Below are 21,323 nucleotides of genomic sequence, written 5' to 3'. Positions count from 1 at the left end.
AAATTCGGTTCAGTGAGCTGCCGGCATCAGGGCCAGCGGCACATTCAATTTTGGGGACAGCTATCAGCTGTCCAGCGCTTTGTATTTCTCGCGCAGGTGGTTACGAATCCACACGGCCGACAGGTTGAGCGTGGCGATCACCAGCACCAGCAGCAGCGCCGTGGCATACACCAGTGGCCGCGCGGCTTCGACGTTCGGACTCTGGAAGCCGACGTCATAAATATGGAAGCCCAAGTGCATGATTTTCTGGTCAAGGTGCAGGTACGGGTAGTTGCCGTCGACCGGCAGCGACGGCGCCAGCTTCACCACACCCACCAGCATCAGCGGTGCCACTTCACCGGCAGCGCGAGCCACGGCGAGGATCATCCCGGTCATCATCGCCGGGCTGGCCATCGGCAGTACGATCTTCCACAAGGTTTCAGCCTTGGTCGCGCCGAGGGCCAACGAGCCTTCACGCACGGTGCGAGGAATCCGCGCCAGACCTTCTTCAGTGGCCACGATCACCACCGGCACCGCCAGCAGCGCCAGGGTCAGCGAGGCCCAGAGCAAGCCCGGGGTGCCGAAGGTCGGCGCCGGCAGGGCTTCAGGGAAGAACAAACGGTCAACCGAACCGCCGAGTACGTAAACGAAGAAGCCCAGACCGAACACCCCGTAAACAATCGCCGGAACGCCCGCCAGGTTGTTCACCGCGATGCGGATCAAACGGGTCATCGGCCCCTGACGTGCATATTCACGCAGGTAGACCGCTGCCAGTACGCCGAACGGGGTGACGATCATCGCCATGATCAAGGTCATCATCACGGTGCCGAAGATCGCCGGGAAGATCCCGCCTTCGGTGTTGGCTTCACGCGGGTCGTCGCTGAGAAATTCCCAGACCTTCTTGAAGTAGAAACCCAGTTTGGTCAGGTAGTTCATGGCGTTCGGCTGGTAGGCATGAACGACTTTGCCGATGCCGATTTCGACTTCTTTACCGTTGGCATCGCGAGCGGTCAGGCTGTCGCGGTTGAACTGCACGTGCAGATCGCTCAAGCGCGCTTCAATGTCTTGATAGCGGGCGTTCAGCTCAGCGCGTTCGGTGTCCATGTCGGCTTGCGCGGTCGCATCGAGTTTACCTTCCAGCTCCAGCTTGCGGCCGTGCAGACGAATCCGCTCAAGGCCCGAGTTGATCGCACCGATGTCGGTTTTTTCGAGGCTTTTGAGTTGTGCCGCGAGCGTGTTGACGCGGTCCACCCGCGCTTGCAGCTCCGGCCAGGCCGCTTCGCCTTCAGCGATGACCTTGCCGTCCTGTTTGACGTTGACCAGGTAGCCGTAGAAGTTACCCCACTCGCGGCGCTCGATGGTCATCAGCTCCCGCGGCGTGCTCTGGTTGGTCAACCATTCGCCGACGATCCAGGTAAAGTCGTTGCCGTTCAGGTCACGGTTACCGACCTTGATCAGCTCGCGGGTCATGAATTCCGGACCTTGATCCGGCACGGGCAAACCCGCGCTTTTCAGACGCTCGCGTGGCACTTCTTCTTTCTGTACCACTTCGCCGATGACGACATGGTTGGCCTGGCCCGGCACGTCGTAACTGGCGTGCATCAGGTCTGCTGGCCAGAAGTGGCCCAGACCGCGCACGGCAATCACCGCCAGCAAACCAATGGTCATGATGACCGCGATGGACACCGCGCCACCGCTGATCCAGACGCCGGGGGCGCCGCTCTTGAACCATCCTTTCAGGGAGTTCTGTTTCACAGACTTCTACCTTTCTTAAAGCGACGAGTATTTCTTGCGCAGACGCTGACGGATCAGCTCCGCGAGGGTGTTCATGATGAAGGTGAACAACAGCAGCACCAGCGCCGAAAGGAACAGCACGCGGTAGTGGCTGCCACCGACTTCCGATTCGGGCATTTCCACCGCAACGTTGGCGGCCAGGGTACGCAGGCCTTCGAACAGGTTCATTTCCATGACCGGGGTGTTACCGGTGGCCATCAGCACGATCATGGTTTCCCCGACCGCACGGCCCATGCCGATCATCAGTGCCGAGAAAATGCCCGGGCTGGCGGTGAGGATTACCACGCGGGTCATGGTCTGCCATGGCGTGGCGCCGAGGGCCAGGGAGCCCAGCGTCAGGCCGCGCGGCACGCTGAACACGGCGTCTTCGGCGATCGAGTAGATGTTCGGGATCACCGCAAAGCCCATGGCCAGACCAACCACCAGTGCGTTGCGCTGATCGTAGGTGATGCCCAGGTCGTGGGAGATCCACATGCGCATGTCGCCGCCGAAGAACCAGGTTTCCATGTACGGGCTCATGTACAGCGACAACCAGCCCACAAACAGAATCACCGGGATCAGGATCGCGCTTTCCCAGCCGTCCGGCACTTTCAGGCGCACGGATTCAGGCAGGCGACTGAAGATGAAACCAGCCACCAGAATGCCGATCGGCAAGAGCATCAACAGGCTGAAAATGCCCGGCAAATGCCCTTCCACATACGGTGCGAGGAACAGGCCGGCAAAGAAGCCGAGGATCACCGTCGGCATCGCTTCCATCAATTCGATGACCGGCTTGACCTTGCGGCGCATACCCGGAGCCATGAAGTAAGCGGTGTAGATCGCCGCCGCTACCGCGAGCGGTGCGGCCAGCAGCATCGCGTAGAACGCGGCTTTCAGCGTACCGAAGGTCAGTGGCGAAAGGCTCATCTTGGGTTCGAAGTCGGTGTTGGCCGCGGTCGATTGCCAGACGTATTTAGGCTCGTCGTAGTTTTCGTACCAGACCTTGCTCCACAACGCGCTCCACGAGACTTCCGGGTGCGGGTTGTCGAGCAGCAGCGGTTGCAACTTGCCGCCCTGTTCCACGATGACGCGGTTGGCACGCGGCGACAGGCCGAAGATGCCCGAGCCATCGACCACCTGGTCCACCAGCAAGGTGCGGTGGGCGGTGCTGTGGAACACGCCGAGCTTGCCGGAAGTGTCGAGGGCGAGGAAGCCCTTGCGACGTTCTTCAGCGGTGATTTCAACGATCGGCGTGGTGCCCATCTGGAAAGTACGGATCTGTTTCAGTCGTTGCTCGCCATCGGTATCGCGAGCCATGAACCACTGGGCCAGACTACCCTTGGAGTCGCCGATGATCAGCGAGATACCACCCACCAGTTGAGTACTGGCAGTCACTTGCGCTTCGCCGTCATCCAGCAGTTTGTAGCGACCGTTGAGACTTTTGTCACGCAGGCTGAAGACGTCGGCCTGAGCACGGCCGTTGACCACGTACAGCCACTGCTGACGCGGGTCGACGAAGATGTTCTTCACCGTCTCGGTCATTTGCGGCAGTTCGATACGCTTCTGCTCGTTGGTGACCTCACCGGTCATCATGTTTTCTTCGCTGGTCAGCGACAGCACCTGCAATTGCGAACCGGTAGAGCCGGCGAGCAGCAGGGTCGAATCGGTCGCATTGAGGCTGACGTGCTCCAGGGCACCGCCCTGCTCGTTCAACGCGATCGGTGTTTCGCCGTAGGGGAACTCGATGGCCGGCGAGATGGTTTTCTTGCCTTCCGGATAGCTGACTTTATAAGTGTGACTGAATACCAGTGCCTGACCGTTGGACAGGCCCACGACGACCAACGGATGGCCGGGTTGGTCTTTACCAATGGAGGTTACGCGGGTGCCGGCCGGGATTGGCAGGTCGACGCGGCGCAGCTCGGCGCCACTGTCGACGTCGAAAAACAGCGCCTGGCCCTTGTCGGAAACCCGCATGGCGACCTGGTTCTGTTCTTCGAGGGAGATCATCAGCGGTTTGCCGGCGTCTTGCATCCAGGCCGGGGTGATCGCGTCTTTGGCGGTCAGGTTGGCGCCCTGAAACAGTGGCGCAACGACGTAGCCAAGGAAGAAGAAGATCAGCGTGATCGCACCGAGCACGGCGAGACCGCCGACGAAGACGTACCAGTGGGTCAGGCGGTCTTTAAGCGCACGGATGCGACGTTTGCGTTGTAACTCAGGCGTATTGAAGTCAATTCGCTTGGGGGGATTGGTAGTCATGGTGGAATTGGCCAGATCATTCATGCGCACACCCTAGCGATCCTGTATGACAGAAAGATGACAATGCAGTGACGCAACAAATCCGCCGCCTGTGTGAACTGGCAGCGGAGTAAAAATTCTTGGGGGGGTAGGAACTATGTAGGAGCAGCCTCGTTTCACTCGACAGCTCCTACACGCTCCTACACAGGTCCGAGGTTAGTCCCCCGGACCTACGGTGTTACTTTTTTGCGACTTCAGCGCCGCCTTCTTGCAGACCCAGGTCAGCCAGTGCCTTGGCGGCAACTTTGGCTGGCAGTGGGATGTAGCCGTCTTTCACGACAACTTCCTGGCCCTGTTTGGACAGAACCAGTTTCACGAACTCGGCTTCCAGCGGGGCCAGAGGCTTGTTCGGGGCTTTGTTGACGTAAACGTAGAGGAAACGCGACAGCGGGTATTTGCCGTTCAGGGCGTTTTCTTCGGTGTCTTCGATGAACTCGGTGCTGCCTTTCTTCGACAGGGCAACGGTTTTCACACTGGCGGTCTTGTAGCCGATGCCCGAGTAACCGATACCGTTCAGCGACGAGCTGATCGATTGCACGACCGACGCCGAGCCTGGTTGTTCGTTGACGTTTGGCTTGTAGTCGCCTTTGCACAGGGCTTCTTCTTTGAAGTAGCCATACGTGCCGGATACCGAGTTACGGCCGAACAGTTGAACCGGCTTGTTGGCCAGGTCGCCTTTCACGCCCAGGTCGCCCCAGGTTTTGACTTCTTCTTTAGCGCCGCACAGACGAGTCGAGGAGAAGATCGCGTCGACTTGTTCCATGGTCAGGTGCTGGATCGGGTTGTCCTTGTGCACGAACACGGCCAGGGCATCCACGGCAACCGGGATAGCGGTTGGCTTGTAGCCGTACTTCTGCTCGAAGGCAGCCAGTTCGGTGTCCTTCATCTTGCGGCTCATCGGGCCCAGGTTGGAGGTGCCTTCAGTCAACGCAGGTGGCGCAGTGGCGGAGCCAGCGGCCTGAATCTGGATGTTTACGTTCGGGTATTCTTTTTTGTAGTTCTCAGCCCACAGGGTCATGAGGTTGGCCAGGGTATCGGAACCGACGCTGGACAGGTTGCCCGACACACCGGTGGCCTTTACATAAGGCTTAATAGCCGGGTCAACACCAGCGGCGACCGCATTGGCGGTCGCAACGCCAGCAGCGACAAAAGTCATTGCCGCCATCAAACGCTTCAGTTTCATGCCTTGCTCCTAGCAAATAGGGTGTGTTAAGTCGGGGCCAAGCATCGGCAGGCCGTGCAAACACTCTATGACTTGAATATGACAATTAGATGAAAGGCCGACACTCGGAGAGAGCTGGCCCTTGAAATGAAACCCGAAAAGATCGCGGCCTGCGGCAGCTCCTACAGGGCGTTCACCGATCTGGCGTAGGAGCTGCCGCAGGCTGCGATCTTTTGATTCAGTGAATCAGCGGTTGTTCTTCCAGAGGTAGCTACCCACCAGGATGCCGATGCCGCAAATGATCGCCACGTAATACGCCGGCCCCATTGGGCTTTCCTTGAGCAACAGGGTGACAACCATCGGGGTCAGGCCACCAAAGATCGCGTAGGCCAGGTTGTAGGAGAACGACAGGCCGCTGAAGCGCACCACGGCCGGGAACGCCTTGACCATCACGAACGGCACCGCGCCGATGGTGCCGACGAACAGGCCGGTCAGCGCGTACAGCGGGAACAGCCAGTCGGGGTGATTGAACAGGCTGTGGTAGAACGTCCAGGAAGTCGCCAACAGCGCCGCGCTGCCGAACACGAACACCCGGCCAGCGCCGAAACGATCCGCTAGCGCGCCGGAGACCACGCAGCCCAGACTCAGGCACACGATAGCCACGCTATTGGCTTGCAGCGCGGTCGTGGCCGAGAAGTGATAAATGGTTTGCAGCACGGTTGGGGTCATCAGAATGACCACGATAATCCCGGCCGACAGCAGCCAGGTCAGCAGCATCGAGATGGCAATGGCGCCGCGATGGTCACGCAGGACCGCACGCAGCGGCACTTCTTCGGCCAGCGCCTTGCGCAATTGCAACTCGGCAAACACCGGGGTTTCGTGCAGCCAGCGGCGCAGGTAGACCGAGAACAGGCCAAACACACCGCCGAGCAGGAACGGGATCCGCCAGGCGTAATCGGCCACCTGCTCAGGGGTGTAGAGACTGTTGATCGCGGTGGCGACCAGCGAGCCGAGCAGGATGCCGGCGGTCAGGCCGGACGTCAGCGTGCCGCAGGCGTAGCCAATGTGCCGCTGTGGCACGTGTTCGGAAACGAATACCCAGGCCCCTGGCACTTCACCGCCAATCGCCGCGCCCTGGATCACCCGCATCAGCAGCAACAGGATCGGCGCCCACAGGCCGATCTGTGCGTACGTCGGCAGCAAGCCCATGATCAGCGTCGGCACGGCCATCATGAAAATGCTCAGGGTGAACATTTTCTTGCGCCCCAGCAGGTCGCCGAAGTGCGCCATGACGATGCCGCCCAAGGGCCGCGCCAGGTAACCGGCGGCAAAGATGCCGAAGGTCTGCATCAGCCGCAGCCACTCGGGCATGTCCGCCGGGAAGAACAACTTGCCGACGACCGTGGCAAAGAACACGAAAATGATGAAGTCGTAAAACTCCAGCGCGCCGCCCAACGCTGAAAGCGACAGTGTCTTGTAATCGTTGCGGGTCAAGGGGCGTGCAGATTGCGCGGGTGTCGCTATGCTCGATGGCGCTGTGGTCATGGCAAGGGCTTCTCTTATAGTCAGATCCGCAACCCCAACAACGCTGGCAGGGGCTTGGGCAGGTTCGGCACGATAGCAAATTGTTCGAAAAAGCACAGGGAAGCGCGTATTTGGCCGTCAAAATGAGAACCGGGTGGTCGTCGCGCGGTCTACCGCTCGATATACTCGCAACCTGCAACACGCTGAAAGGGTTGCTGTGCGAAGACGCCGCTGGCTCTACCAGTCGATTTCGCAGAGTTTCCCTTTAGTACGCCTTACGAAAAACGCGACGAACGTAGTATGTTCGGGCTGAATCGTTTTTCCCAAGACGGCTATTCACCTGAAGTACAAAAGAGAGTCACGGGTCAGAGGCACCCCCGGCATGATAGAGCTCGAACAAGAAGATCCTATTCCGCAAGGCGATCTGGCCCTGCAAATTACCGCGCTTCCTCGCGAAACCAACGGCTTTGGCGATATTTTCGGCGGCTGGCTGGTGTCACAGATGGATTTGGCCGGTACGGCGATGGCCAGCAAGGTCGCGGGCGGACGCGTCGCCACGGTGGCGATCGATCGCATGGCGTTCCTGGTGCCGGTCGCGGTAGGCGCTCAGCTGTCCTTCTATACCCAGGCAACGGAAATCGGCCGCAGCTCGATCAAGATGATGGTCGAAGTCTGGAGCGACGATCCGTTGTCCAGCGAATGGCGTAAAGTCACTGAAGCGGTGTTCGTGTTCGTCGCCATCGATGGCAGCGGCCGCACCCGTTCGGTTCCGCCTAGAGCTCGTTAAACCCGGCGGCCGTCTGCGGTCCATTGCCGTCAATGATCCTGAACGAGATGTGCAACATGCCTACTCCCAACGTTGAAGCCGTGAAACTGAATGAACTGAACTGCTGGCGCATCCGCCACGGTCAGGCCGAATTGCTGGTGGCCCAGCAAGGCGCGCACATCCTCAGTTATCAACTGGCCGGGCAACCGCCGCTGATATGGCTCAACGAAGAGGCTGTGTTCAAAACCGGCAACAGCATCCGCGCCGGTGTTCCGATCTGCTGGCCGTGGTTTGGCAATCTGGACCGCAACCCGCCGAGCGTTCAGGCGATGCGCGTCAGCGATCAACCGGCTACCGCCCATGGACTGGTGCGGGCAATGGACTGGGAGCTGGGTGCAATTGAAACCGAAGGCGAAAGCCTGAAGGTCGAATTCTTCCTGCCCTACCCCGAAGGCGGCTTGCCAGGTTGGCCGTATTCGGTGGATCTGAAACTGAGCATTCGCCTGGATGAGCAACTGCACATCAACCTGACCAGCCAAAACCAGGGCAGCGCCCCCGTCACCATCAGCCAGGCGCTGCACAGCTACTACGCCGTCAGCGATGTACGCAACGTGCACGTCGAAGGCCTGGACGGGCTGAACTACATCGAAACCCTGGATAACTGGAAAATCGTCACTCAGACCGACGATCTGCGTTTTGCCGGGGAAACCGACCGGATCTACCTGGAGACACCGGCGCAATTGAGCATCGTCGATCCGGCCTGGGAACGGCGCATCGAGCTGACCAGCAGCGGCTCGCGCTCGGCGGTCATCTGGAACCCGTGGATCGCGCGGGCGGCGCAGTTCAGCGACATGGCCGACGATGGCTGGCAGCGCATGCTGTGCATCGAAACGGCGAATGTGATGGATGACGTGGTGACCCTGGCGCCAGGGGCGAGCCATACGCTGGGTGTGAGCATCGCCAGCAAACCGCTTTAAGGTCAAAAGATCGGGCCGCGTTCGGACGATCTTTTTCGATTACAAATCCGACTCTTTGACCGCCCGCACTTTCGCCGCATCCAGTGCATAGGCTGCATCGGCCAGGTCGTTGTTGACCTTCTCGATCTTCAGCGTGCCGGTGACCCACAACGGTGTGTAGATATCGTCCAGCTTCAAGCCCTTCGGATAGCGCACCAGCACCAACTGGTTAGGCGGCGGTGGCGGCACGTGGATGCAGGCGCCTGGGTACGGCACCAGGAAGAACAGCGTGCTGCGACCCTTGGCGTCGGTTTCCAGTGGCACGGGATACCCACCGATACGGATGTTCTTGTCGTTCATCGACGCCACGGTTTTGGTCGAATACATCACCGCCGGCAAGCCCTTGCTCTGCTTCAAGCCACCCTTGTCGGTAAAGGTGCCATTGGCTTCGGGCGAGTTGTGGTCGATTTCAGGCATGGCCTCAAGGGCTTTCTGGTCCGACTTGGGCATCAGTTCGAGCCAGTCGGTTTCCGGCAGCTCGCCAGCATGGACCAGGCCAGTGCCCAGCAATAGAAGAGTCAACAGAAGACGGCGCATGAATGTGCTCGGCAAAAAGGGGGTCAGTAAGTCGTCGAGCATTTTAACCCTCCCCGCACGCAGAGCCGAGAGGGCTTTGTCGCTTGAATCAGCTCTTTTTGATGAAGCCGTAAATCACCAACAGGATGATCGCGCCCACCAGTGCACCGATGAAGCCCGCACCTTGGCCAGCCTGATAGATACCCAGCGCCTGGCCGCCGTACGTGGCCGCCAGCGAACCGCCGATGCCGAGCAGGATGGTCATGATCCAGCCCATGCTGTCGTCACCCGGTTTCAGGAAACGAGCCAGCAGGCCAACGATCAATCCGATGAAGATGGTTCCAATAATATGCATGGCGTTTCCCTCTGAGTGAAGTGAGACAGGACACTAAGCCAAAGCCTAGTCAGGCTTTGGCATCCTGCCATCAGAGAACGGCGGCGACCGAAGGTTCCGTCGCCGCCAGATGAAACTATTCGGCGATCAGCGCTTCGACCTTGAGGATCTGTTGCTCCAGCGTGGCCCTGTCGGCGCAACGCAGGTTGGCGTGACCGACCTTGCGGCCGACCTTGAACGCCTTGCCGTAGTGGTGCAGATGGCAATCAGCAATGGCGATGACCTTCTCGACCGGCGGGACAACGCCGATGAAGTTAAGCATCGCGCTCTCGCCGACCTTGGCGGTCGAGCCCAGCGGCAGGCCGGCCACGGCGCGCAGGTGGTTTTCGAACTGACTGCACTCGGCACCTTCGGTAGTCCAGTGCCCGGAATTGTGTACGCGCGGGGCGATTTCGTTGGCCTTGAGGCCACCGTCGACTTCAAAGAACTCGAATGCCATCACGCCGACGTAATCCAGTTGCTTGAGCACGCGGCTGGAGTAATCCTCAGCCAGGGCTTGCAACGGGTGGTCGGTGCTGGCCACGGACAACTTGAGAATGCCGCTGTCGTGGGTATTGTGGACCAGCGGGTAGAACCTCGTTTCGCCATCGCGAGCACGCACGGCGATCAGCGACACTTCACCGGTGAACGGCACGAAGCCTTCCAGCAAGCAGGCCACGCTACCCAGCTCGGCGAAGGTGCCGACCACATCAGCCGACGTGCGCAGGACTTTCTGGCCCTTGCCGTCGTAACCCAGGGTGCGGGTTTTCAGCACGGCGGGCAGGCCGATGGTGGCTACCGCAGCCTCCAGGTCGGCTTGCGAGTGGATATCGGCGAAGGCCGGAGTCGGAATGCCCAGGTCCTTGAACAGGCTCTTTTCGAACCAGCGATCACGGGCAATGCGCAGCGCTTCGGCACTCGGGTAAACCGGGACAAATTGCGACAGGAAGGCCACGGTTTCGGCAGGGACGCTTTCGAATTCGAAGGTCACCAGGTCGACTTCATCAGCCAACTGGCGCAGGTGGTCCTGATCACCGTAATCGGCGCGCAGGTGTTCACCCAGCGCGGCTGCGCAGGCATCCGGCGCAGGGTCCAGAAAAGCGAAGTTCATTCCCAGCGGCGTACCCGCCAAGGCCAACATGCGACCCAGCTGGCCGCCACCGATTACACCGATTTTCATCGTCAACAACCTCAGGCAATGCGTGGGTCTGGATTGTCCAGGACGCTGTCTGTCTGCTCAGCACGGAAGGTTTTCAGCACTGCGTGGAATTGCGGGTGCTTGGCGCCCAGGATACTCGCCGACAGCAGCGCGGCGTTGATCGCGCCGGCCTTGCCGATGGCCAGGGTAGCAACCGGGATGCCCGCTGGCATCTGCACGATCGACAACAGTGAATCGACACCCGAAAGCATCGATGACTGCACCGGCACACCTAGCACCGGCAGGTGGGTCTTGGCTGCACACATGCCTGGCAAATGGGCCGCGCCACCGGCACCGGCGATGATCACCTCGATGCCACGGGCCTCGGCCTCTTCGGCATACTGGAACAGCAGGTCCGGGGTGCGGTGGGCAGAGACCACTTTCACCTCGTAAGGGATGCCGAGCTTTTCCAGCATATCGGCGGTGTGGCTAAGGGTGGACCAATCGGACTTGGAGCCCATGATCACGCCAACCAGTGCACTCATCGTCGTGCCTCTTCTCTCTGGGCGCCCGCAGGCGCGTCAAAAAACAACAAGCCACGCGAAATGCGTGGCTTGAATGTACGAATTATGGCCGGGCGAACCGGCCGAAGGCCGCGCAGTATACCGTAAAGATACCGATAAACAGCCCCCTGGACGACCATCTGTCACATGACTGATTTCGGCCAGAATCCGACAGATTTACTGACTCAAAGGTCAGAGAAAAAACATCTCTTATTCACTCTCCAGTGAACTCAGTATTCCACACCTTGTGATACATAACTCACCCATACAAATTATTTAATAACCGCTATTAATATCCGCAGTGTTTTCACACGCCCACCCAAAACATTAATATTAATAAATGTGAGATTGTTAGATGTCGCCAATATTCAAACTTGTACTTTCGATGCTGTTAATGCCGCTGATCAATCAAACGACCTACGCAACCGTCGTCAAGGACGAAACACCCTGGCCCTCCGATCCATCCGTTCAGCCCAGAAGCCTGGTTACTATTCCCATGGGAAAACGGCCGATATTCATTTTTGCATTTGTACACGATGATGTTCCCGAATCGAGATTCCAGTCGATTTACCCAGCGCATTTTCTACCGATGGTCAAAGAGTTGAAAATTGCAACAGGCCGTGACGTATCCGTAAAGTTTATCCGTAAGACTCCACCCTATACCTCCTACGTGTACAGGGGCGAAAACCAGACTTCATATGATGGATGGAAGGCGCTTGGAGAACATTACCGCGACAATAACAACCTTCCATTTGGCAGAACAACAAAGTTCCTGCTGCTCACCAACGACTGGATGAATAGCCATACACTAGGTATTACAGCTGAGGGCCAACAGTTCGGGCTCGCCACTGTGGCCAGCCAACAAATAGTCGGTCATGAAGTAGGGCACATGCTTACTGCGCAGCACGAACTTTCTGAAATCAGATACAACGGCTGGCTGTGTGAAACGTTCATGATCCCCAAAGTGAATCCTCTTTACTCCAGCTGCTTTGTGTATACCGATCCCAACCGTGCACGCATCAACAACTTCCTGGCTGACACCCCGTGACATAAACGCTCCATCAATTACTTCCCGCTGTCCCGCCTTCCAGCTTGCGCCACAACAACCGCACATTGGCCTTGCGCACCAGCGCGCAGCGGTACAGGCGAATCTCCAGCGGCACGTGCCATTGCGGGCCACCGCAGACCACCAGTTCACCGCGCGCCAATTCGGCGCGCACGCTGAGTTGCGGCACCCAGGCGATGCCCAGCCCTTCCAGTGCCATGCTTTTCAGGCTGTCGGCCATGGCGGTTTCATAAATGGTGGTGAAACGCAGCGCGCGCTGGCGCAGCAGCATGTTCACCGAACGCCCGAGAAATGCCCCGGCGCTGTAGGCCAACAGCGGCACGCTGGCCTCGCCTTCGAGGTCAAACAGCGGTTTGCCATCGGCATCCGCCGCGCAGACCGGGAGCATTTCGGTATCGCCCAAGTGCAGTGACGGGAAAATCTCCGGGTCCATTTGCATGGCCGCATCCGGGTCGTAAAACGCCAACATCAGATCGCAGCCGCCTTCGCGCAGCGCATGCACGGCATCGCCCACGTTGGTCGCCACCAGCCGCGTGGCGATGTTCAGGCCTTCATTACGCAGTTGCGCGATCCAGCGCGGAAAGAAGCCCAGGGCCAGGGAGTGCGCGGCAGCGACTTGCATCACTTCGCCCTGCCCGCCTTCAAGGTGATGCAAATGCCGCAGCACTTCGCCGAGTTGCTCGACCACCGTGCGAGCCGTCACCAGAAACAGCTGACCCGCCGCCGTCAGTTCGATGGGCGTGCGCGAGCGATTGACCAGAGTCAGCCCCAGCGCGGCTTCCAGGCTGCGGATCCGCCGACTGAATGCCGGCTGAGTCACAAAGCGCCGTTCGGCGGCCTGCGAAAAGCTGCGGGTGGCGGCCAGGGCACTAAAGTCCTCGAGCCATTTGCTTTCCAGATTCATCACGCCCTCCCGGACACGCACCAATTTAGGTCACACGCTCGCCGTACACACGGCGTCACACGGGCATTATGCCGAATGTGCATAGGGCAGTGCTTAACAGCATTGGCCCAAAATTTTCCACAAGCCTAGCATTCGCAGCGTTCCGGCACAGACCGGGTCCATATCGAGATGATTTCTATCATGTCCTCCGCTGCATCTTTCCGCACAGAAAAAGACCTGCTTGGCGTACTCGAAGTACCCGCTCAAGCGTATTACGGCATCCAGACCCTGCGAGCGGTGAATAACTTCCGTCTCTCCGGCGTTCCGATTTCGCATTACCCGAAGCTGGTTGTGGGCCTGGCAATGGTCAAGCAGGCTGCTGCTGACGCCAACCGCGAGCTGGGTCACCTGAGCGAAGTCAAGCACGCTGCCATCAGCGAAGCGTGTGCCCGTCTGATCCGCGGCGATTTCCACGAAGAGTTCGTGGTGGACATGATTCAAGGCGGCGCTGGCACTTCAACCAACATGAATGCCAACGAAGTCATCGCCAACATCGCGCTGGAGGCCATGGGCCACAGCAAGGGCGAATACCAATACCTGCACCCGAACAACGACGTGAACATGGCGCAGTCGACCAACGACGCCTACCCGACGGCCATCCGTTTGGGTCTGCTGTTGGGTCACGACGCCCTGCTCGCCAGCCTCGACAGCCTGATCCAGTCGTTCGCTGCCAAAGGTGAAGAATTCAGCCACGTTCTGAAGATGGGTCGTACCCAGCTGCAAGACGCTGTGCCGATGACCCTTGGTCAGGAATTCCGCGCCTTCGCCACCACCCTGAGCGAAGACCTGGCACGCCTGAAGACACTGGCACCGGAACTGCTGACCGAAGTGAACCTGGGCGGTACCGCGATCGGCACCGGCATCAACGCCGACCCGCGCTACCAGCACCTGGCCGTTGAGCGTCTGGCACTGATCAGCGGTCAACCGCTGGTACCGGCCGCCGACCTGATCGAAGCCACTTCCGACATGGGCGCCTTCGTGCTGTTCTCCGGCATGCTCAAGCGTACCGCGGTCAAGCTGTCGAAGATCTGCAACGACCTGCGTCTGCTGTCCAGCGGCCCACGCACCGGCATCAACGAAATCAACCTGCCAGCGCGTCAGCCAGGCAGCTCGATCATGCCAGGCAAGGTCAACCCGGTTATTCCGGAAGCCGTTAACCAGGTGGCGTTCCAGATCATCGGTAACGACCTGGCACTGACCATCGCGGCCGAAGGCGGCCAGCTGCAACTGAACGTGATGGAGCCGTTGATCGCCTTCAAGATCTTCGACTCGATCCGCCTGCTGCAACGTGCCATGGACATGCTGCGCGAGCACTGCATCGTCGGTATCACCGCCAACGAAGCCCGCTGCCGCGAACTGGTCGAGCACTCGATCGGTCTGGTGACCGCGCTGAACCCGTACATCGGCTATGAGAACGCCACCCGCATCGCCCGTATCGCCCTCGAAAGCGGCCGCGGCGTGCTGGAACTGGTGCGCGAAGAAGGTTTGCTCGACGACGCCATGCTCGCCGATATCCTGCGCCCGGAAAACATGATTGCTCCGCGTCTGGTACCACTGAAGGCCTAACGCTGTAGTTTCTGCTCACCAGGTTGAGGGACTAGACACCTCTCACCTTTTGAGGGCCTGGAGATGATTCTCCAGGCCCTTTTTTTTCAGCATTTTCCGGATTCCATCGATGCCCAGTGCCGCCAAGATCGCAGCCTTCGGCAGCTCCTACGCAGGGACTGACATACACCTGCAGGTGCTGCCGAAGGCTGCGATCTTTTGATCCAGAGGGCCTTCGTTTCATCGTTCGCACCACAACCGTGCAGACGGACGCCGCACTGATAGGTATAGTGCCGCCCCTCTTCGCGTGAGCGGTCGTCGGTAACGAGACCCAAACCCATGCGAAACCCGAACTAATAACAAACCCGCGATATGGAACCGGGACGAACTTCGCCCCACCTGTTGTGCCCTGCGCAGACTGGTGTAACGCGATGTGTCTGACCGACCAGCATTTGCCTACACAAAAAATAGCGAGGAATACTCCATGCTCGAAGTCATTAACGACTTCCTCTCAGGGAAAGTACTGATCGTGCTCATTGTCGGGCTCGGTAGCTACTTCACGATCCGCTCGCGTTTCGTTCAGCTGCGTCACTTTTTCCACATGTTTTCGGTCTTCCGCGACAGCCTGCGCAGCAGCGCCGGTCAACTCAGCTCCTTCCAGGCACTGATGCTCAGCCTTGCCGGCCGCGTCGGCGCAGGCAACATCGCCGGTGTCGGCATCGCCGTGACCCTCGGCGGTCCGGGCGCGGTGTTCTGGATGTGGGTGACCGCACTGGTCGGCATGTCCAGCAGCTTCTTCGAATGCTCCCTCGGCCAGCTCTACAAGCGCTGCGACTCCGAAGGCCAGTTCCGCGGCGGCCCGTCCTATTACATCCAGCACGGCCTGCAGAAACGCTGGCTGGGGATGGTCATGGCATTCCTGCTGCTGGTCACCTTCGGCTTCGCCTTCAACGGCCTGCAAGCCCATGCCGTGACTCACTCGCTGAACAACGCCTTCGGCCTCGACACCACCTACACCGGTCTCGGTCTGGCCGTATTGCTGGGTCTGGTGTTCGTCGGCGGGATCAAGCGCATCGCGGCGATCGCTGACCTGCTGGTGCCGGTCAAGACGCTGGTCTACATCGCCGTGACCCTGTACGTGATCGTGCTGCAATTCGATCACGTGCCAGGCATGCTGATGACCATCGTCAAAAGCGCCTTCGGTCTGGACCAGGCCTTCGGCGGCCTGATCGGCAGCGCCATTATCATGGGCGTGAAGCGTGGCGTGTTCGCCAACGAAGCGGGCCTGGGCAGTGCACCGAACGTGGCCGCTGTGGCCTCGGTCGAGCACCCGGTCGCACAAGGCGTGGTTCAGGCGTTCAGCGTGTTCCTCGACACCTTCGTGATCTGCACCTGCACCGCATTGCTGATTCTGTTGTCGGGTTTCTACACTCCAGGCTTCGAAGGTGACGGCATCGCCCTGACCCAGAACTCCCTGGCAGCGGTAGTCGGCGAATGGGGCCGGATGTTCATCAGCGTCGCGCTGGCGTTGTTCGTGTTCACCTCGATCCTCTACAACTACTACCTCGGCGAAAGCAACCTGCGCTTCTTGATCGGTGAAAACCGCAAGGTGCTGATCGGCTATCGCGCGCTGGTATTGGTGCTGATCTTCTGGGGTGCTATCGAGAACCTCAGCACGGTGTTCGCGTTTGCCGACATCACCATGACCATGCTGGCGTTCGTCAACCTGATCGCGCTGTTCCTGCTGTTCAAGGTCGGTATGCGTATCCTGCGTGACTACGATGACCAGCGTGCGGCGGGCATCAAGACGCCAGTGTTCGATTCGAGCAAATTCCCGGACCTGGACCTGGACCTGAAAGCCTGGCCAGCCAACCCGCCAGCCGCCGCTCCAAAAGCCGAAGCTGAGCCGCAAGGCGTGACCGCAGCGCAACGCTGATTGGTTAAAACCGGGCGCATCCCTTGCGCCCGACGTGACACATCGTGCGGCCAGCGTCATGCTCGGCCGTACGCTGTCATCGTTCAGGAGACCCCACATGAATCCCGCAACTTATCCCGCTGCGCAGCACGTCATGGTGCTCTACACCGGTGGCACCATTGGCATGCAAGCCAGCGCCAACGGTCTGGCCCCGGCGTCCGGTTTCGAAGCCCGGATGCGCGACTACCTGCACAGCCAACCCGAGCTGATCGTGCCGAATTGGCGCTTTCGCGAGATGACTCCGCTGATCGACAGCGCCAACATGACCCCGGCCTATTGGCAGCGCCTGCGCGACGCAGTCGTCGAAGCGGTCGAGGTCGACGGCTGCGACAGCGTGCTGATCCTGCACGGCACCGACACCCTGGCCTACAGCGCCGCCGCCATGAGTTTTCAATTGCTCGGCCTGCACGCACGGGTGCTGTTCACCGGCTCCATGCTGCCGGCCGGCGTGCCTGACAGCGATGCCTGGGAAAACCTCAGCGGTGCGCTGGTTGCCCTCGGCCAAGGCCTGGCACCGGGCGTGCAGTTGTACTTCCACGGCGAGCGGCTGGACCCGACCCGTTGCGCGAAGATTCGCAGCTTCGGTCGGCACCCGTTTGCTCGCCTGCAACGCCAGGGCGGCGGCGTCAAAGCGCCTGCTCTGCCGGCGGCGCTTGAGTATCGTCAGAGCAAGCAATTGGCCAAGGTCGGCGTGCTGCCACTGTTCCCCGGCATCGGTGCGGAACAACTCGATGGCATGCTGAACAGCGGCGTCCAGGGTCTGGTGCTGGAATGCTTCGGCAGCGGCACCGGGCCGAGTGATAACCCCGATTTTCTCGCCAGCCTTGCGCGGGCGCGGGACAAAGGCGTGGTGGTGGTCGCGATCACTCAGTGCCATGAAGGTGGTGTCGAGCTGGACGTCTACGAGGCGGGCAGCCGCTTGCGTGGCGTGGGCGTATTGTCCGGCGGCGGAATGACCCGTGAAGCAGCGTTTGGCAAATTGCATGCGCTGTTGGGTGCAGAACTGGATACGGCAGAGGTTCGGCGGCTTGTAGAACTCGACCTTTGCGGCGAACTCAGCTGACAGCACTCCATACTGCTGATCGTTCCCACGCTCTGTGAACTGACCCCACTGCGTGGGAACGATCTGTACCCAGCGGCACACAACTTGCTCCTTTCCAGCCACCCAAAGGCTGGAATCGCCCATGCTCCACTCCCACCTCACGACCCTCAACGCCGTATCCCTGGTGCTCGACGCCTTCAAGGCCGATGGGCTTTCAAGTGAGGCGCTGCTGGCCGGCAGTGGCATCAGCGCGGCGGATTTGAGCCGGGCGGACACGCGAATCACCACCAACCAAGAGATGCAGGTCTGCGCCAACGCGGTCGCACTCAAGCGTGATGTCGGCCTGGAGCTGGGCCGGAGGATGCACGTTTCGTCCTACGGCATGCTCGGTTATGCGTTGCTCACCAGTGCCACCTTCGGTGACGCTTTGCGTCTGGCGATTCGTTATCCGGCGCTGTTGGGAACACTTTTCGAGTTGAGCCTTGAAAACGATGGCGAGCGCATCTGGTTCGTGGCCGCCGATTACCGGGAGAACCCGGCGCTGGCGGTGTTCAACGCCGAGTTCTGCCTGGTCTCGCTGAAAGTCATTTGCGACGACCTGCTCGGCCATCCACTGCCGCTACTCGGTGCTCGCTTCGAACATTCGGCACCGGATTATCAGGCCAGCTATGCAACGCACTTTGATTGCCCACTGCACTTCGACTGCACCGATAACGCCTTCGCCTTCGACAAACAGTGGCTGGACCAGCCCTTGCCGCTGGCCGACATCATCACTCATCAGGCCATGACCGAACGCTGTCGCAAGCAGAACACTGAGTTCACCGGCCGCCAGGCGTGGCTGGGACGGATTCGCCAACTGCTCACCGCCCAACTCGACGCCGCGCCAGGCCTTGAAGGTCTGGCCGCACAGATGAACTGCTCGGCGCGGACCTTGCGCCGGCACCTCAAGGACCTGGGTTGCAGCTATCAGGAATTGCTCGACGAATTACGATTCGAGCAGGCCAAACAAATGCTCTATGAGGATCAGCTACCGATCTACCGCATTGCCGAGGCGCTGGGGTTCAGCGAGACCGCGAGTTTCCGCCATGCCTTCGTGCGCTGGAGTGGAGTGGCGCCGAGTCAGTTCCGGCCTTGAAGATCAAAAGATCGCAGCCTGCGGCAGCTCCTACATAGGTATGCATTCTCTGTAGAAGCTGCCGCAGGCTGCGATCTTTTCGGATTACGCCATTCAGGGGCGAATTTCGGTCAAACACTCTGGCCATATCTATCCCCTTTTGGCCTTTCCTGCCGTTCTCTGAAACTCCGCGCGCCGCAAGACTGTGTTCAACCGAATCAGCCTGCGGAGAACAAGAAAATGCTGACGATCTACTCGGACGATCACCACCTGCACCACGGACGCTGCGAATTGATGGACGGGCAATTGATGCCCTGCTTCGAAATGCCCTCGCGGGCCGACCACGTACTGGAACGTGTGCAGCATCGCGATTTGGGTCCAGTCGAAGCGCCGCAGGACTTTGGTCCTGGACCGATTCAACGCATTCACAGCGACGATTACCTGACCTTCTTCAAAGGCGCCTGGCAGCGCTGGACCGAGTTCGAACGCGACGGCGATTTGCTGCCGTACACCTGGCCGGCGCGCACCCTGCGCACGGTCATCCCGAAAAGCCTGCATGGCCAGCTCGGCTATTACAGCTTCGACGGCGGCGCACCGATTACCGCAGGCACCTGGCAAGCGGCGTATAGCGCGGCGCAAGTCGCGCTGACCGCCCAGGCCGCGATCCAGCGCGGCGCCCGCAGCGCGTTTGCCCTGTGCCGGCCACCGGGACATCACGCTGCCAGCGACTTGATGGGCGGTTATTGCTACCTCAACAACGCCGCCATCGCCGCCCAGGCCTTCCTCGATCAAGGTCACCAGAAAGTTGCGATCCTCGACGTCGACTACCACCACGGCAACGGCACCCAATCGATCTTCTATCAGCGCAGCGACGTGCTGTTCGCCTCGATCCACGGCCACCCGGAAGCCGAATTTCCGTTCTTCCTCGGTTACGAAGATGAGCGCGGCGAAGGCGCGGGTGAAGGTTTCAACTTCAACTACCCTCTGCCCGCAGGTTCAGGCTGGGACAGCTGGAGCGCCGCGCTGGAACAGGCCTGCAAAGAGATCGAACGCTACGGCGCCGATATCGTCGTCGTGTCTCTGGGCGTCGACACGTTCAAGGACGACCCGATCTCCCAGTTCAAACTCGACAGCCCGGACTACCTGGCGATGGGCGAGCGCATCGGCGCCCTCGGCAAGCCGACCCTGTTCGTGATGGAAGGCGGCTACGCGGTAGAAGAAATCGGCATCAATGCCGTGAACGTTCTCGAAGGTTTCAAAAGCGCCCAATGAGGAATTAGAACAATGAATCAACTCAAGCGTTTTATCGCCCCAGCTCTCTGCGCCACAGTCCTCAGCGGCGCCGTGCACGCTGAAGAGCGCACCTTGCGGGTCTACAACTGGTTCGACTACATCACCCCCAAAGCTCTTGAAGACTTCAAGGCCGAGAACACCAAGGTCAAGCTGGTCTACGACATTTTCGACACCAACGAAGCGCTGGAAGCCAAGCTGCTCACCGGCAACTCCGGTTACGACGTGGTGGTGCCGTCCAACGTGTTTCTCGCCAAGCAGATTGAAGCCGGGGTATTCCAACCGCTGGACCGCAGCAAACTGCCGAACTGGAATCACCTCGATCCCAAGCTGATGAAGCTGATCGAGGCCAACGATCCGGGCAACAAATTCGCCGTGCCGTACATGTACGGCACCATCCTGATCGGCTTCAACCCGGACAAGGTCAAGGCGGCGCTGGGCACCAACGCACCCGTGGACAGCTGGGACCTGATCTTCAAGGAAGAGAACATCAGCAAGCTCAAACAGTGCGGCGTGGCCCTGCTCGACTCGCCGTCGGAGATATTGCCGCTGGCCCTGCAACACCTGGGCCTGGACCCGAACAGCAAAAAGCCTGCGGACTACGACAAGGCTGAAGCGTTGCTGATGAAGATTCGTCCGTACATCACCTACTTCCACTCATCCAAGTACATGGCCGACATCGCCAACGGTGATATCTGTGTGGCCGTCGGTTACTCCGGCAGCTTCTCCCAGGCCGCCAACCGCGCCAAGGAAGCCAAGAACGGGGTGATCGTCGACATGCGTCTGCCGAAGGAAGGCGCGCCGATCTGGTTCGACATGCTCGCGATCCCGAAAGGAGCGAAAGACCCGGAAGATGCCTACACCTTTATCAACTACTTGCTGCAACCGAAAACCATCGCGCCGGTCAGCGATTTTGTTGGCTACCCAAACCCGAACAAGGACGCCACCGAGCTGGTCGACCCGGCGATCCGCAGCAACCCGAACCTGTACCCGACCGAAGCGGCCATGAACACGCTTTACACCCTGCAACCGCTGCCGCGTGATGCCGAACGGGCGCGGACCCGGGCCTGGACCAAGATCAAGTCCGGGACCTGAAACACTCACGCCACTCAAACCGAAGACCCGCACGTGTGCGGGTCTTTTTTTGCCTATTGGTAGTTAGGGGGCGTTCTCAATTAGTTCCCACACCGCGCCGGGTTGTGTCTTAAAGCAATGACGGCGACTCAGTCCTCCAGACATGAGC

The 21,323-nt window shown here is 59.8% G+C and carries 18 protein-coding genes; 9 read left to right on the top strand and 9 right to left on the bottom strand.

Annotated elements, in window-relative coordinates:
- Positions 1-63: 63 nt before the first annotated feature.
- From pstA to BLL42_RS14570, 4 genes are all read right to left on the bottom strand, one after another.
- On the bottom strand, positions 64-1,734 hold the full coding sequence (pstA, locus tag BLL42_RS14585; protein WP_071552732.1) for a phosphate ABC transporter permease PstA: 1,671 nt from the start codon (positions 1,732-1,734) through the stop codon (positions 64-66).
- 15 nt (positions 1,735-1,749) lie between these two features.
- A complete protein-coding gene (locus BLL42_RS14580; protein WP_174553358.1) occupies positions 1,750-3,783 on the bottom strand; it encodes an ABC transporter permease subunit in 2,034 nt (677 codons plus the stop codon).
- Positions 3,784-4,225: 442 nt separating this feature from the next.
- Positions 4,226-5,230, bottom strand: a complete 1,005-nt coding sequence (locus tag BLL42_RS14575) for a phosphate ABC transporter substrate-binding protein PstS (RefSeq protein WP_071552730.1) — start codon at positions 5,228-5,230, stop codon at positions 4,226-4,228.
- Positions 5,231-5,455: 225 nt separating this feature from the next.
- Entirely contained in the window at positions 5,456-6,754 is a 1,299-nt protein-coding gene (locus tag BLL42_RS14570) for an MFS transporter (RefSeq protein WP_071552729.1), read from the bottom strand.
- Between the two features lie 361 nt (positions 6,755-7,115).
- Between BLL42_RS14570 and BLL42_RS14565 the strand changes: the two genes are divergently transcribed.
- Positions 7,116-7,520, top strand: coding sequence for an acyl-CoA thioesterase (locus BLL42_RS14565; RefSeq protein ID WP_019694314.1), 405 nt, complete (start codon positions 7,116-7,118; stop codon positions 7,518-7,520).
- A gap of 56 nt (positions 7,521-7,576) precedes the next feature.
- Complete coding sequence (locus BLL42_RS14560) at positions 7,577-8,476, top strand: D-hexose-6-phosphate mutarotase (RefSeq protein WP_071555763.1); 900 nt, start codon at positions 7,577-7,579, stop codon at positions 8,474-8,476.
- A gap of 39 nt (positions 8,477-8,515) precedes the next feature.
- Here BLL42_RS14560 and BLL42_RS14555 read toward each other — a convergent pair whose 3' ends face one another.
- The 4 genes from BLL42_RS14555 to purE all read right to left on the bottom strand — a co-directional run bounded on the left by BLL42_RS14555 (position 8,516) and on the right by purE (position 11,087).
- Positions 8,516-9,052: a DUF3299 domain-containing protein gene (locus BLL42_RS14555; protein ID WP_071555762.1), complete on the bottom strand. Its 537-nt coding sequence runs from the start codon at positions 9,050-9,052 to the stop codon at positions 8,516-8,518.
- Between the two features lie 88 nt (positions 9,053-9,140).
- Entirely contained in the window at positions 9,141-9,386 is a 246-nt protein-coding gene (locus BLL42_RS14550) for a GlsB/YeaQ/YmgE family stress response membrane protein (RefSeq protein WP_071552728.1), read from the bottom strand.
- Between the two features lie 115 nt (positions 9,387-9,501).
- Entirely contained in the window at positions 9,502-10,584 is a 1,083-nt protein-coding gene (locus tag BLL42_RS14545; protein ID WP_071552727.1) for a 5-(carboxyamino)imidazole ribonucleotide synthase, read from the bottom strand.
- A gap of 11 nt (positions 10,585-10,595) precedes the next feature.
- Positions 10,596-11,087, bottom strand: coding sequence for a 5-(carboxyamino)imidazole ribonucleotide mutase (gene purE, locus BLL42_RS14540; protein WP_019694319.1), 492 nt, complete (start codon positions 11,085-11,087; stop codon positions 10,596-10,598).
- Between the two features lie 412 nt (positions 11,088-11,499).
- On the opposite strand from purE, the gene BLL42_RS14535 reads away from it, so the two are divergent.
- On the top strand, positions 11,500-12,153 hold the full coding sequence (locus BLL42_RS14535; RefSeq protein ID WP_129586955.1) for a hypothetical protein: 654 nt from the start codon (positions 11,500-11,502) through the stop codon (positions 12,151-12,153).
- Between the two features lie 13 nt (positions 12,154-12,166).
- Here the strand turns inward: BLL42_RS14535 and BLL42_RS14530 are convergent, their stop codons facing one another.
- Positions 12,167-13,075: a LysR substrate-binding domain-containing protein gene (locus BLL42_RS14530; RefSeq protein ID WP_071552725.1), complete on the bottom strand. Its 909-nt coding sequence runs from the start codon at positions 13,073-13,075 to the stop codon at positions 12,167-12,169.
- 180 nt (positions 13,076-13,255) lie between these two features.
- Between BLL42_RS14530 and BLL42_RS14525 the strand changes: the two genes are divergently transcribed.
- From BLL42_RS14525 to BLL42_RS14500, 6 genes are all read left to right on the top strand, one after another.
- Entirely contained in the window at positions 13,256-14,680 is a 1,425-nt protein-coding gene (locus BLL42_RS14525; protein ID WP_071552724.1) for an aspartate ammonia-lyase, read from the top strand.
- A 463-nt stretch (positions 14,681-15,143) separates the two neighbouring features.
- Positions 15,144-16,595: an alanine/glycine:cation symporter family protein gene (locus BLL42_RS14520; protein ID WP_071552723.1), complete on the top strand. Its 1,452-nt coding sequence runs from the start codon at positions 15,144-15,146 to the stop codon at positions 16,593-16,595.
- Positions 16,596-16,692: 97 nt separating this feature from the next.
- On the top strand, positions 16,693-17,697 hold the full coding sequence (locus BLL42_RS14515) for an asparaginase (RefSeq protein WP_071552722.1): 1,005 nt from the start codon (positions 16,693-16,695) through the stop codon (positions 17,695-17,697).
- Positions 17,698-17,818: 121 nt separating this feature from the next.
- Positions 17,819-18,811 carry an AraC family transcriptional regulator gene (locus BLL42_RS14510; RefSeq protein WP_071552721.1) on the top strand — a complete coding sequence of 331 codons (993 nt, stop codon included), beginning with the start codon at positions 17,819-17,821 and terminating at the stop codon, positions 18,809-18,811.
- A 219-nt stretch (positions 18,812-19,030) separates the two neighbouring features.
- Positions 19,031-20,062 carry a histone deacetylase family protein gene (locus BLL42_RS14505; protein ID WP_071552720.1) on the top strand — a complete coding sequence of 344 codons (1,032 nt, stop codon included), beginning with the start codon at positions 19,031-19,033 and terminating at the stop codon, positions 20,060-20,062.
- Positions 20,063-20,074: 12 nt separating this feature from the next.
- On the top strand, positions 20,075-21,175 hold the full coding sequence (locus BLL42_RS14500; RefSeq protein WP_071552719.1) for a polyamine ABC transporter substrate-binding protein: 1,101 nt from the start codon (positions 20,075-20,077) through the stop codon (positions 21,173-21,175).
- The last annotated feature ends 148 nt before the right edge of the window (positions 21,176-21,323 follow it).

Origin of the sequence: Pseudomonas frederiksbergensis (genome assembly GCF_001874645.1) — a bacterium.
Classification (GTDB): Bacteria; Pseudomonadota; Gammaproteobacteria; order Pseudomonadales; family Pseudomonadaceae; genus Aquipseudomonas; species Aquipseudomonas frederiksbergensis_B.
The sequence above is the reverse complement of the archived record's forward strand: the minus strand, read 5'-3'. Positions and strand labels throughout refer to the sequence as shown.